Below are 12,859 nucleotides of genomic sequence, written 5' to 3' on the forward strand. Positions count from 1 at the left end.
GCCCCCCGGACAGCGGCACCGGGAACCAGCGTCCGCCCACGTAGACCTGCACGCTCGCCTGGTCGGCGCGCAGGCCGGCCAGGCGCAGCCCCAACGCGGTACGCAGCAGCACGCAGCCGTCGCTGCGCTTGCGCACCTCGATCGAGACGCCTCCGGCGGAACCACCGGCGGTGAAGCTGCCGGCCGAACGCACCCGGACGGAGTCGCCCTCGGCGAGCGCCGGCGTCGCGCCGAGCGGCACCAGGCCGCCCAGCAGCGCGCAGACCGTCGCGAGCCGCGCCGCGTGCCGACGTACCGCCATGATCACCTCGCCGTTCCTCCCCCGACGGGGGTCCGCCGGTCAGGCTACTACCGGTCCCGGTCGGAGCCCGGTCATTGAGCGCTCCGGATGTGCGCCGTATTACCCCCGCGGCCCGGCCGGCGCACCTGCCCGCCGGCGGGACTGTTCGCGCGCCCGGTGGCGGGTGGGTCCGTGGTCGCCGCACCGGCGGCAGCCTCAGGTGGCGCCGGCGGTGAGCCCGGGGCCGCCGGACTCAGGTGGCACGGGCGGTGGATCCGGGCCGCCGAACGGCGGCGGCCTCAGGTGGCGCGGGCGGCGGGTCGGGCGGCGGCCAGGGCGTCGCGGCAGAGCCGGTCGGCGGTACGGGTGGTCTCCGGCAGCCGGTAGCGCGGCGTCAACGCCAGCACCCGCGCGGTCGCCCCGTCGAGGCTCATCCGGTGGCCGACGCTGACGAAGACGGGCTTGACGCTGTCCCGGGTACGCAGCACCCGACCCACGACCTCGTCCCCGTCGCGCAGCGGCGCCCACGCGCCCCGACGGTCGGCCGGCGGTGTCCACTCGCCCAGCAGCGGCGTCTTGCCCACGCCGATGGCCGGCAGGCCGGTCAACACGCCCAGGTGGCAGGCGAGCCCGAACCGGCGCGGGTGGGCGAGCCCGTGCCCGTCGCAGACCAGCAGCTCGGGCCGCACGGTCAGCCGGTCGAGCGCGTCGAGCAGCGCGGGCAGCTCGCGGAAGGCGAAGAGCCCCGGGACGTACCCGAACGCGGGCCGGCCCACGCTCACGGCCGAATCGACCACCGCGAGGGTCCGGGCGTCCAGCACGGTCACGGCCGCCGCCAGCCGGTCACCGCTCTCGGCGTACGCCACGTCCAGGCCGGCCACCGTCGCGGGCTCGGCCGGACCGGGCCCGCCCAGGTCCACCAGCGGACGCAACCGCTCCTGTACGGCCAGCGCCTCCGCCACGCTGCCCGGCACCACCATCCGGGCGTGCGGCGCCCCGGTCGTCTCCACCGGCACGGCTCCCGATCCGCCGGACGTCACGACGACCCGTCGGGGCGCTGACCGACGGCGCCCTGCTGGTGAGGGTCCGGCTCGCCGGCGTTCTCACTGACGGGGTGCTGGCTGACGGCATCCTGCTCGTGGTCGTCCTCGCCGTCGACGTCCTCGGCGCTGCCGGCCCCCAAGGCGACGGCGAAGGCCACGCCCATGGCGATGCCGACGCCGACACCGGCCGCCCCGTCCAGTGCGGCCAGGCCGATGACCAGACCGAGCAGGAGGCCGACCGGCCACGTCCAGGCGTTGGACCGCCACCTACCGGTGCCGGACGACTTCTGCCCAATGTCTGATTCAGCCATTTCGCCATACTATTCCGGCCCGGCAACCCGTCCCTCGGCGAACTCCGCCTCCACCGACACGTATGCCACGCCTCGGCCCACCACCTCGCTTGGTAGGTGCCGCCGAGCGTGTCGGCTGGGCGCGCCTAGCGTCCGGTGGGGTTGCGGCTCGCGAGTCGGATGGGTTGCGCGTTTGCCGTGTCCCGCGGCCCGGGTGGTTGGGCTGCGTCGTGCGGACCACACCCCGTCGGTGCCCGCTCACCGTCATCGACTCACCCTCCCCTCCCGGGATCTTGGTACGTAACCGCCCCGCCACGGGACGTCTCATACCAAGACCCCCACAGGTCACCCCTCGGTCCCCCGGACGCGGACGGCGTCCGGTTACGTCACGGCTGTCGTGTGTATGGCATCCGTCGGCCCGCCATCGGCTCCCCGACTTAGGGTGGTGTCCGGATTCCGGGGTGTCGGGGGCGTTCGGGGGACGAAGCCTGGCCGGGGCGGGTCGTTACACCCTGCGTACGACCAAGGGCGGCGCTGGCGTGGTCGGCGGAAGAGGAGATCAGCCATGCCAGCGGCCGGACTGACGTTCGACCGGAGTTGCAACAGCTCTGCCGGCGGCACCCGGCAAAGCTCAGGAGTTGCCTTCCTCAGCCCCTAACGAAGGATCAGCCGCGGGGTCACCCGCCTGCTGAAGTCGCTCTTCAAACATGACAAACGTCTTGCGCCGGATGCCGCGAACCAGCGCCAATTCCCTGGCCGTCAGGCGTCGCCCTTCGGATTGGGCACTCTCCACGATCGCCCTGACTGTCTCGTACAACGCGAAGACGGGCCCCTCGCCCTTCAGATAGCGACCACGATCATGCTCTGTCCATTGAATGAAGGCGTCTACAGTCAGCGAACTAATCTCTCCGCCGACGGCGAACAAAATCTCCTCGATGAGATCATCAGCAGGTTCCCACCCGCCAGTGTCGTGCGACAGGCGCCACGCCTTGATGCCGCCCTCCGGCGTACCAGCCATTTTCACCGGCGACTTGTAATAGCTGAAATACGCTGGGAGCGTCAGGCCAGGCATCACGGTCATTTCTGCGGGCCTCCACCCAATGCTGACTGCAACGCCTGCCAAAAGTGACGCTGCTCCTCTTTGAGGACACCGTTATAGACGGCTCGTTCCATTGGCGACATGATACGGCCCTGCTCCTTCGCGACCGCTTTGAGGTCGCGCCTAACCTTGTACAAAGCATGCTCCCATGACGCCACTTCATCGAGCGCGTTGAGGTGTAGGCGAAACTCCGCGATGTGGCCGTTCGACATCCTTAAAGACATTTGGATGTCGCGATAGCCGCTTTCCTGCGGACCGATGAAACGATCTTCGAACTCAACGACGTCGACGTCCTCATACCTACGGAGCGCGTCTAGCGCCGCATAAAGATCCGACAGATCCCGGAAAGCGACTTTCGCCGCAGCAAGATCAGTCAACATAGAAACATTTCCCCGATATTTGGCGATTTTATCGTTGGCCCGCTTCCTCTCCTTTGGCGCCGGGCGGCCTGCAGGCTCGGCAAAGCCGGGAACATCTGCAGCCAAACGCTTCGCGAGGGCCACCACCTCCCGTTGCGCCTCGACTGCGTCGACATACAACTGATCAAGATACTCACGGCGATATTGGGCATCACTCTTACGGGACATATCGAAACCATCCTGCAGCGCTCTTTCCTCTTGAGAAGGAAAGTTGGCGCTAATCTGCTGCTGATCAGCCGTTAGAGAAGTGGGCAGAGGGTCAGGAACCCGCTCAAAGGCAACTGCCTCTACGCCTCGTACCGCTATGTGGTCAAGCACAGAACCGAGGACATCGATCGCCTGTTGCTGGCTGGCGAGATGATGCAGCGTCACGGGCCGAGCTGTCAACGAATTGGCCAACTCAGGCGTAGCGAGGACCATGCGCGCCAGGTCGGGCCGCAGCGCCAACTGCCGGACGAGGCTCTCAGCGAGCATCGGCTCGTCCTTGGGCGGCTTCCGCCACGTCTCATTCAGCATCCGCTGCACACGTGGATCCGCAAACAGCCGCGCCACGTCTCCGGCGCCCGCTTCGTCGAGTTGCGGGACGAGTCGCCGAAGTGTCGGTGCATCGATCCCGGCCGCGACCTCGGCCGGCGTCACGCCGGCAGCGAACACCCGTTCCAGATCGGGCTCCTCAGCCAGGATCGCGGCGACGGGGATGGCGTTGCCCGCCCACTCCGCCTGCGCGCGTTCCCGCGCCGCCCGTAGCTCCTCGGGCGAGGCGTCGCTCCGTTCGGGGGCCGGTCCCGTTTCGTCGGGCTGTCGCGGGAGCCCTGGTGACACCGACCCGTCGGACGGAGCCGAACCTGGCCCGTCGAGCAGGTGTACGCGGTTGAGGTACAGCTCGCCGTACCCCTGGTCGGCCTCGACGGGTGGGTACTGCGGTAGGTCCGGTCGCTGGCTGAACCGCCCCCGCCGCAGTCCTCCCAGTGGCATCGGTCTGCCGTCCGAACCGAGCACCAGGACCTCGGTGTCGACGGCGTTGTGCGGGTGCGGAAAGCCGCGGTGCCGGTACAGGGGCGTGGTCGACACGGCCTGTGTCTGCGGGTCGAGGTAGAGGATGGTGCCGTTCTGGTTGAGGGCAACCCAGATGTGGGATCCGCCCCGCTCCCAGCTGTTGACGACGAAGGCGAAGCTGCCGTGGCCCCCGAGGCGGAGTTGGTCGTGGAGGTTGCGGTATCCCGCGTCGATGGCCTGCTGCCGCTCGGCGCCCTGGATGTCCTCCGTCGGCTGGCAGAGGCGCTGGAAGCGTCCCCCGGTGATGTCCTCCACCCGTCCCATGCCGTCCCGCTCGCCGTGGATGGGTCGCGTGACATCGCCGGCCACGTAGGCGTCGAAGGTGCGGGGAGCGGCCACCCGGGGTCGGCCGTGCATCCAGGTGTCGAACAGCGACAGGGTGCAGTCGATGCAGTTGATGCCGCGGGTCGGGTCGGCCCGAGGTCCCCCGTCGTTGACCAACCCGAACCAGCGGCCCACGCGCGGGTCGGCGTTCCGCCGGACGCTCCCATCAGGCTCTCGGGGCACCTGCCGTTCGATGTCGGTCTGGTGCAGGGCCAGCGGCGGACGCAGGCCGCCGGGCTGGCCGTAGTTCCGTGACCGGTCGATCGGTGGCGGGTGGTCGTCGCCCGTCAGCGCTGAGCGGTCGGCGGTCTCCACGGCGCCGTACGCCAGGTCGCCCACGTCGTCGTTGATCCGGCGGAAATCCGCTGGATCGACGACGCCCACGACCGACGGCACGGCATTGCCGGCCAGTACGGCTTCCGCGTGGTCCAGGCACTGTCCGTACGCCCGCATCTCGTCGTTTGCTGCCCACTGCCACCCGTCGGCCTGGCGCGCCTGGCCCGTCTGGTACAGATGGAAGGCGTGGGCGGCGAAGTCCCGCGCCCTCTGGTGGTGCTCGTCTGCGCGGGCCCTGAGCCGGCCAGCTTCGTCGAAGCGGCGCTTGTCCTCGAACCACACCCGCTGCGACTCGTAGTAGCCGCGGTAGCGGCGTCTCTCGAACGCCTCCCGGTCGAGGGCCCACTTGGCCGCGTACCACTCGGGTGTCCTGACCCGGGGACCCGCCGACTCATCCCGACCGGCCGCTTCCGACGCGCCCGGGTGGACATCTGGATCCTGCCCGGATGCCGGCGCACCGGGCGAGGGCAGCAGCGTCGGCGGTGCCGGCTGGGGCGGCGCCGGCTGGGGTGGTGCCGCCACCGCTCCGGTGGCTCCGCGCGCGACGGCGGATTCGGGACTGACGGCCGGCGGAAGATGGCCCGCACCGGGGACGGAGGCGGCCGTCCTCGGCTCGGGAAACGAGGAGGCGGGGGACGGCCCGATCGTCGCGGTGCCGACGACCGCGCCGGGCGGGCCTGCGCTGGGCCCGGCTGCCGGGGTCACCGTCGACGGGGCGGCAGCGCTCGCGACGTTGACGGAACCGGCGCCGCTCGCGGCGTTCCCGGAAATGGTCGTCTGGCCGTCCACGCCGGTCGAGACGCCTGCGGCACCGAGGACGGGCGCCGCCGTCGCGACCGAGGAGAGAGTCGGGCTGAGCGCGGACTCCGGCGGCGCGGACGACGTGGCCGCGACGGTCGCGCCCGCCCGTTCGATTCCGGCAGCGGTCACGGGCGCGGCCTGCTCACCGGTGTGGGCGGCGGTCGTCGTCGCGGGGCCGGCCTGTGTCTGGGCCTCCGGCGGGGGTGGGGCCGACGGTGCCGCCTCAGCACCGGTCACACCTCGATGGATCTCACCTGCCGCACTGGCCGATGCCCCTGACCCGTGGGTCGGAGACTCCCCTCCCGCGCCGGGCGCGGTAACGGACGCCCCCACTCCCGCGCTGGGCATGGCGACAGGTGGCCCATCCGCTGCCGGCAGGTCGGGGGGCGGCGAGAGCCCGCCGCCTCCCGTCGACGTCAGCGGCATCCCGGCCAGGGCGCTCATCTGCCCGTTGAGCCGGGCCTGCAACGCCGCGTCGGCCTGCGCGGTGGCGGAACCACGGGCACCGGACGCCGCGGCGCGGGCCGCGTCCTCCACGGAGGTCAGCCCCTGGCCCGTGGCGAGGCTCGCGGCCTGATCGGCCATCACCTCGCCGGCCATCTCCCGGCCGAAGTGCTCCCCGATCCGTGCGCCCCGACCGGTGGCGTGCCGGCCGAGACCGGCCAGCGGTGCCACCGCCCCGCCGGCCATGCCGCCGAGCGCCGTGGTACCCAACTCCGTCACGTCCAGTCCGTGCCGGCGGCCGGTCGAGTTCTGGTACGCCTGGGTGGCGAGGTTGATGCCGCTCTCCTCGGCCGCCTCCGACGCCCCGCTGAGCGCCACGCGGCGGCTGAACCCGCGCACGCCGCCCTTGGTGACCTCCTTCGCCGCCCGCTCGCCGGCCTCCTTGAGCCCCTGCTTGATCGACTTGCGGGCCAGCTGTGCCATGAGCCGCTTGAATATCTGCTGCACGATCAGTCTGGTGGCGGTGATCGCCGCCCCGGCGGCGGGCGAGGCCGCGCCCGCGGTGAGCACGGTCGCGACGGCCAGCGCCAGCAACTCGACCACCAGGATGCCCAGCTCGATCCAGACCTCGAGCTTGGCGCCCTCGATGTCGCAGCCGCACTCCTCCACCAGCCGCCCCAGCTCGGTGCTGACGGCGAGCAGCACAGGCAGCGGCGCCTCGTCGCCCTCCTCCACCCGACGCCAGGCGGTGTCGAAGGCGGCGGCGACCGCCCCGACGCCGCCGTACCCGCTGCGCACCTCACCGGCGGCGGCGACGGCGTCGGCCCGCGGCCCGGCCAGTGCGGCGGCCACCGCGTACCACTGGTCGGCGAGCTCCCAGACCGCGCGTTCGTTCCCCTCCGGCCACTCGACACCGATGACCCAGTCGAGGGCCTCATAGACCCAGCCGGGCAGCTGCCAGGGCGAGTAGTCGAGCGGGTGCGGGATGGGGCTCGGCAACAGACTCATCCGGGTCTCCTCAGCGGATCAGCGCTGCTGGTGCCGGTCGCCGACGCGGCCGAGCCGGCCCGCGCTCGCCGCGTCCGTCCGCAGGTTGGCGTCCACCGACCGGACCACGTCGGCGCCGAGGCCCTCCAGGTGCCGGCCCACGCCCTCCCACGTGCGCAGGACCAGCTCCTCGAAGCCGCGGTACTTCTGCTCGAACGCGGCCCCGATGTCGTCCTTGCCCCACGGCGACCGGTCGCTCGCCGCCGCGATCGCGCCGCCCACCTGGCGGCGCCGTGCCGTGATCGCCTCGCCGGACAGCGAGAGGTCGACGCCGCCGCGCCGGGCGCGCTGCGGGTCGAGCCAGAGCTGGCCGTCCATCACTCGCTCCGGCGCAGCACGGCGTCGGCCCGGCCCAGCAACGAACCGAAGTCACCCGTACGCAGGAAGTCCGTCGCCCCGGAGCCGGCGGGCAGGTAGCCGGCCACGAGTTCCTGGGTGGCGGCGACCGCGGCGGCCCCGGCCCGGTGGATGGTGGCGGTGACCTTCCGGCTCAACGCCTTGGCGTCCCGTTCCTGGAAGACGGAGGGGTGCAGTTCCACCGAGATCACCTCGCCCCGGGCGCCAGCGGTGGCGGTCACCTGGCCGTCTTCTGAGCGCTCGGTCACCCGTAGCTCGGCGAGCCGACCCTGCAGCTCGTCCAAACCGGACCTCAGTCGCTGGTAGTCCCCGTACACCTCGTCGAACCGCGCCCGCAGCGCGCGATTGGCGTCCCGGTCCACACTCTCGGCCAACGCCACCCTCCCCCGGTTACCGTCGGTAGGGCGAACCATACCGGGCGCCATGAATCCGTGGGGGTCCGGTACTTTCAAGCCGTGATCGATCGCCAGCAGGCCGAACAGCTCGCCGCCGTGTGGGCCCGCCGCGAGTCACAGCGCCTGGGACACGAGTGCCGCCCGAGCGTCGACGAGTTCGACCTCGGCTACGTCATCACGTCCACCGTGCCCGTCGAGGCGAGGACGGTGCCGGGCGACCTGCCGACCACCGTGGTGGACAAGCTGACCGGCGAGGTGACCACCTGGCCGCGCGTGCCGGTCGACGTGGTCGCGCAGATGTACCGCCGGAGCCGGCCGGACGGCCCCGGGGTTCCCCGCACGGTCGATCCGGCGAGCCAACTGCTCCGCGAGATCCGCCGGACGCCGACTCCCGGCACGGCGGCGCACCTGACGGTCGAGGGGCGGCTGTTCCGCGCGCAGGGCGCCAAGGGCGACGTCACGCCGAACCACCACCCACTGGTGCGGTCCTACCTGGACGAGCTACCTCCCGGGCACCTGGTACGCGGCGGCGACCGGCACGCCGAGCTGATCGTCGTCTCCGACGTCCTGCACGACTACGACCACCGCCGCGCCGCCGAGGGCATCGCGCCGCTCGGCATGGCCGACGCGAAGGACATCCTGCGGACCGCCCGGTTCGAGGTCTACCGCGTGCGCGAGCCGGGCGATCCGAACGGCGGTCTCGCCGACCGTCCTTGCGACTCGTGCGTCGACATGCTCGTGGACTTCAATGTGTTGCCCTGGTCCGACCGGGCCTTCACGATGCCGTGGCAGCCGGACCCGCAGCCGGACCCGGTCCCCGGCCGGTTTCACCCGGACGTCGCGCAGGCGCTCGTCGCGGCCGGCTGGCGGCCGCACTTCGGGGACGAGATCGTGGCCCTGTCCGCCATCCGGGACGTCGTTGCCGTCAGGGGTGAGACGTCCGCGCACGCCGACTTCCCCGCGATCCTGGCGACGCTCACCGCCTTTCCGAGCCTGGTGGGTGCCCGGCGCGGCCCGGGCGAGCAGGTGTGGATCTCCCGCTTCGACATCCGCCCGCGGCAGGTCGCCCACACCGCCGACACGCTCGCCGACTTCGCCGCGGTGCTGGGCGTACGACTCTTCCCCATCGGCACCGAGCGGCAGGAGAGCATTCTCGCCGTGGACGAGCGGGGTCGGGTCTTCGCGTTGGACCAGGCCGGCGAGTGGTTCCTCGGCGAGGACATCGACGCCGCGCTGACCACCCTGCTGCTCGGCCGGGCGCCGGCCCGCGTCCGCGACGACGGCACCTGGTGAGCGGGCGACGCCCGGTGAGCGGACGGCAGCCGGCGGGCCGCTACAGCGGCAGGCCGGTCAGCACCATGACCCGGGGCTCCGTGTAGTCGTCCATGGCGCTGCGCAGGCCCTCGCGGCCGACGCCGCTGCCCTTCACCCCGCCGTACGGCATCTGGTCGGCCCGGTACGACGGCACGTCCCCGACGATCACCCCGCCCACCTCCAGGGCGCGGTGTGCCGCGAAGGCCGTGTCGAGGCGGTGGGTGAAGACGCCCGCCTGCAAGCCGTACGCCGAGTCGTTGACGGCGACGAACGCGGCCTGGTCGTGCGCGACGCGGGCGACCACCAGCACCGGCCCGAAGACCTCCTCGGCGCAGACCCTTGCGTCCGCCGGCACGCCGGAGAGCACGGTCGGCGGGTAGGTCGTGCCCTCGCGCCGGCCGCCCACCTCGATGGTGGCGCCGGCGGTGACCGCCTCGTCCACCCACGCCTCCACCCGCTGGGCGGCCTCGGCGGAGATCAGCGGCCCGACGTCGGTGAGCGGGTCGGACGGGTCGCCGACGCGTAGCTCCTGCACGGCCGCGACGAGGCGGGGCAGGAACGCGTCGTAGAGCCATTCGTGCACGTAGACCCGCTGCACGGCGATGCACGACTGCCCGGCCTGGTAGTTGGAGAACGTCGCGATGCGGTGCGCGGCGAAGGTCAGGTCCTCGTCGGTGTTCCAGTCCTCGCAGATCACGGCGGCGGCGTTGCCGCCCAGCTCCAGGGTGACGTGCTTCTCGGGCACGGACCGGCGGATCGCCGCGCCGACCGGTCCGGAGCCGGTGAACGAGACCACCGGCAGCCGGGGGTCGGTGACCAGCTCGGCGGCGCGCTCGTCGGGCAGCGGCAGGACCGAGAACATCCCCTCCGGCAGGTCGGTCTCGGCGAGCAGCTCGCCCAGCAGCAGCGCCGACAGCGGGGTGGCGGGGGCGGGCTTGACGATGATCGGCGCGCCGACCGCGATGGCCGGGGCGACCTTGTGCGCGACGAGGTTCAGCGGGAAGTTGAACGGCGCGATGCCGAGCACCGGCCCCCTGGGCGCCCGCCGGACCAGGGCGATCCGCCCGGTGGCGGCGGGGTCGGTGTCGAGGCGTTGCAGCTCGCCGGAGAAGCGGCGGGCCTCCTCGGCGGCCCAGCGGAAGGTGGAGACCGCCCGCCCGACCTCGGCGCGGGCCCATTTCAGCGGCTTGCCGTTCTCGTCGGTGATCAGCCGCGCGAACTCCTCGGCCCGCTCGGCGAGCCGCCGGGACACGTGGTCCAGGGCCGCCGCGCGGGCGTGCGCGGGCAGGGCCGCGGCCGCCGCGGCCACCCCGGCGGCTGCCGCGACGGCCGCTTCGACCTGGTCGGCGGTGGCCAGGGTGGTACGACCGACGGCGCGCCCGTCGTACGGGTGGTGGACGGTCAACTCGCCCTCGCCGTGGGCGGGGCGGGAGGCGACATGAAAGGCGACGGGGTCCACGTGGAGCAGCGTAGACCTTCCGCACGGCAGTGAGCCCGGCCGATCCCTTACCGCAATTCTCCCTCCGAACACAAGGTGCCCGCACGTCTCCACATTTTGCCGTGGAGGCCCTACGCTTCTGCTCACTTTGATCAATTGCGATCGATGGCGTACCCGCCGTCGTGTAGCGAGAGGAACACCCGAGGGATGACACTCCCCTACCCCGCCGCGCGCCGCTGGCGCGTCGGTGTGCTGACAGCCGCCGTCGCCACCGCCGTGGCGTTCGGCACCCCCGCGACGGCCGCCCCCGCCGAGGGACAGATCCTCCTGGCGGGCGGCGCCACCGCCGTCGACGATTCGTACATCGTCGTGTTCAAGGACACCTCGGTGGGCCGGGCCGACGTCACGAAGAAGGCGCGTGACCTCGCCGGCCGGCACGGCGGCGCGGTCAACCGGACGTACCAGAACGCGCTGCGCGGGTTCGAGGCCCGGCTGTCCGAGGCGGAGGCCAAGCGGCTCGCCGCCGATCCCTCGGTGCGCTACGTCCAGCAGAACCACACCATGCGGATCAGCGGTACGCAGAGCCCCACCCCGTCCTGGGGCCTGGACCGGCTCGACCAGCGCGCACTGCCGCTGAACAACTCGTACACCTACCCGAACACCGGTTCGGGCGTGAAGGCGTACATCATCGACACCGGCATCCGGTTCGGCCACGGCGACTTCGGCGGCCGTGCCGTCTCCGGCTTCGACGCGATCGACGGCGGCAGCGCGGACGACTGCAACGGGCACGGCACGCACGTGGCCGGCACGGTCGGCGGCGCCGCGTACGGCGTGGCCAAGGGCGTCACGCTGGTCGGCGTCCGGGTGCTCGACTGCGCGGGCAGCGGCACCAACGCGGGCGTCATCCAGGGCGTCGACTGGGTGACCGGCGACCACGCCGCCGGCCAGCTCGCGGTGGCCAACATGAGCCTCGGCGGCGGCTTCAACCAGGCCGTCAACGACGCCGTGGCCCGTTCCATCGCCGACGGCGTCAGCTACGGCCTGGCGGCCGGCAACGACAGCGGCGCCAACGCCTGCAACAGCTCGCCGGCCAGCACCCCCGCCGGCATCACCGTCGGCTCGACCACCAACACCGACGCCCGCTCGTCGTTCTCCAACATCGGCACCTGCCTCGACATCTTCGCGCCCGGCAGCTCGATCACCTCGGCCTGGCACACCGGCGACACTGCCACGAACACCATCAGCGGCACCTCGATGGCGACCCCGCACGTGGTCGGCGCCGCCGCGCTCGTGCTCGCCGCCAACCCGACGTTCACCCCGCAGCAGGTGCGCGACAAGCTCGTCGCCGACGCCACCAGCAACGCGGTGACCAGCCCCGGCACCGGCTCGCCCAACAAGCTGCTGTACGTCGGCGACGGCGGCACCACGCCCCCGCCGCCCCCGCCGCCCACCGGCTGCACCCAGACCAACGGCACCGACGTGACCATCCGCGACAACACCACGGTGGAGAGCACCATCACCATCGCGGGCTGCACCGGCACCGCCGGCTCCGCCAGCACGGTCGCCGTGCAGATCGTGCACACCTACGTCGGCGACCTCGCCGTCAGCCTCGTCGCCCCCGACGGCAGCGCCTACACGCTGCACAACCGCACCGGCGGCTCCGCCGACAACATCAACCAGACCTACACCGTCAACCTCTCCTCCGAGGTCGCCAACGGCACCTGGAAGCTGCGGGTCCAGGACGCGGGCGCCGGCGACACCGGCTACCTGAACAGCTGGACGCTCAACCTGGGCGGCTCCGGCACGACGGACTGCACCGGCACCAACGCCAACAACGTCACCGTCGGCGACAACGCGACGGTCACCAGCAGCGTCGTGATCGCCGGCTGCACCGGCACCGCCTCGTCCACCAGCAAGGTGGCCGTGCAGATCGTGCACACCTACGTCGGTGACCTCGTGGTCAGCCTCGTCGCCCCCGACGGCAGCGCCTACACCCTGCACAACCGCACCGGCGGCTCCGCCGACAACATCAACCAGACCTACACGGTGAACCTCTCCACGGAGACCCGCAACGGCACCTGGAACCTGCGGGTCCAGGACGCCGCCAGCGGCGACACCGGCTACATCGACAGCTGGACCCTGACCCTCTAGGGCTCGTCAGTCGAGAGCACGGCCTGTGGGCCCCTCGCCACGCTCCCGCCTGGCGAGGGGCCCAC

At 72.0% G+C, this 12,859-nt stretch carries 9 protein-coding genes and 1 pseudogene; 2 read left to right on the forward strand and 8 right to left on the reverse strand.

All coding sequences use genetic code 11. The features are described 5' to 3' along the window. From ACSNN9_RS25010 to ACSNN9_RS25040, 7 genes and pseudogenes are all read right to left on the reverse strand, one after another. Window positions 1-301: pseudogene (locus tag ACSNN9_RS25010) on the reverse strand (hypothetical protein); the annotation flags it as partial. A gap of 278 nt (window positions 302-579) precedes the next feature. Continuing rightward, window positions 580-1,260, reverse strand: a complete 681-nt coding sequence (gene nfi / locus ACSNN9_RS25015) for a deoxyribonuclease V (RefSeq protein WP_436675676.1) — start codon at window positions 1,258-1,260, stop codon at window positions 580-582. Window positions 1,261-1,316: 56 nt separating this feature from the next. Continuing rightward, the gene (locus ACSNN9_RS25020; RefSeq protein WP_436675668.1) at window positions 1,317-1,634 is read right to left on the reverse strand and encodes a hypothetical protein; all 318 of its coding nucleotides are present in this window, start codon (window positions 1,632-1,634) and stop codon (window positions 1,317-1,319) included. Between the two features lie 610 nt (window positions 1,635-2,244). Beyond that, window positions 2,245-2,694: a hypothetical protein gene (locus ACSNN9_RS25025; RefSeq protein ID WP_436675669.1), complete on the reverse strand. Its 450-nt coding sequence runs from the start codon at window positions 2,692-2,694 to the stop codon at window positions 2,245-2,247. Then, window positions 2,691-7,100, reverse strand: a complete 4,410-nt coding sequence (locus ACSNN9_RS25030) for a toxin glutamine deamidase domain-containing protein (RefSeq protein ID WP_436675670.1) — start codon at window positions 7,098-7,100, stop codon at window positions 2,691-2,693. The genes ACSNN9_RS25025 and ACSNN9_RS25030 overlap by 4 nt, the downstream gene beginning before the upstream one ends. Window positions 7,101-7,118: 18 nt before the next feature. Then, entirely contained in the window at window positions 7,119-7,457 is a 339-nt protein-coding gene (locus ACSNN9_RS25035; protein WP_436675671.1) for a hypothetical protein, read from the reverse strand. Beyond that, window positions 7,457-7,876 (reverse strand): YbaB/EbfC family nucleoid-associated protein, encoded by a 420-nt coding sequence (locus tag ACSNN9_RS25040; protein ID WP_436675672.1) that lies wholly within the window; start codon window positions 7,874-7,876, stop codon window positions 7,457-7,459. Before ACSNN9_RS25040 ends, ACSNN9_RS25035 begins: the two co-directional genes overlap by 1 nt. A 75-nt stretch (window positions 7,877-7,951) precedes the next feature. Between ACSNN9_RS25040 and ACSNN9_RS25045 the strand changes: the two genes are divergently transcribed. Further along, window positions 7,952-9,184, forward strand: a complete 1,233-nt coding sequence (locus tag ACSNN9_RS25045) for an SUKH-3 domain-containing protein (RefSeq protein WP_436675673.1) — start codon at window positions 7,952-7,954, stop codon at window positions 9,182-9,184. 40 nt (window positions 9,185-9,224) lie between these two features. On the opposite strand, the gene ACSNN9_RS25050 is transcribed toward ACSNN9_RS25045, so the two are convergent. Further along, entirely contained in the window at window positions 9,225-10,664 is a 1,440-nt protein-coding gene (locus tag ACSNN9_RS25050; RefSeq protein ID WP_436675674.1) for an aldehyde dehydrogenase family protein, read from the reverse strand. Window positions 10,665-10,850: 186 nt separating this feature from the next. Here ACSNN9_RS25050 and ACSNN9_RS25055 point away from each other — a divergent pair, with 186 nt between their 5' ends. Continuing rightward, window positions 10,851-12,794 (forward strand): proprotein convertase P-domain-containing protein, encoded by a 1,944-nt coding sequence (locus ACSNN9_RS25055; protein WP_436675675.1) that lies wholly within the window; start codon window positions 10,851-10,853, stop codon window positions 12,792-12,794. The last annotated feature ends 65 nt before the right edge of the window (window positions 12,795-12,859 follow it).

The organism is Micromonospora sp. URMC 107 (assembly GCF_051386315.1).
GTDB lineage: Bacteria > Actinomycetota > Actinomycetes > Mycobacteriales > Micromonosporaceae > Micromonospora.

Bases quoted from the DNA above. Each gene is read 5' to 3' on its own strand.
- ACSNN9_RS25025 (WP_436675669.1), bottom strand. From the start codon at position 2,694: ATGACCGTGATGCCTGGCCTGACGCTCCCAGCGTATTTCAGCTATTAC.
- ACSNN9_RS25035 (WP_436675671.1), bottom strand. From the start codon at position 7,457: ATGGACGGCCAGCTCTGGCTCGACCCGCAGCGCGCCCGGCGCGGCGGC.
- ACSNN9_RS25055 (WP_436675675.1), top strand. From the start codon at position 10,851: ATGACACTCCCCTACCCCGCCGCGCGCCGCTGGCGCGTCGGTGTGCTG.
- ACSNN9_RS25020 (WP_436675668.1), bottom strand. From the start codon at position 1,634: ATGGCTGAATCAGACATTGGGCAGAAGTCGTCCGGCACCGGTAGGTGG.
- ACSNN9_RS25030 (WP_436675670.1), bottom strand. From the start codon at position 7,100: ATGAGTCTGTTGCCGAGCCCCATCCCGCACCCGCTCGACTACTCGCCC.
- nfi (WP_436675676.1), bottom strand. From the start codon at position 1,260: ATGGTGGTGCCGGGCAGCGTGGCGGAGGCGCTGGCCGTACAGGAGCGG.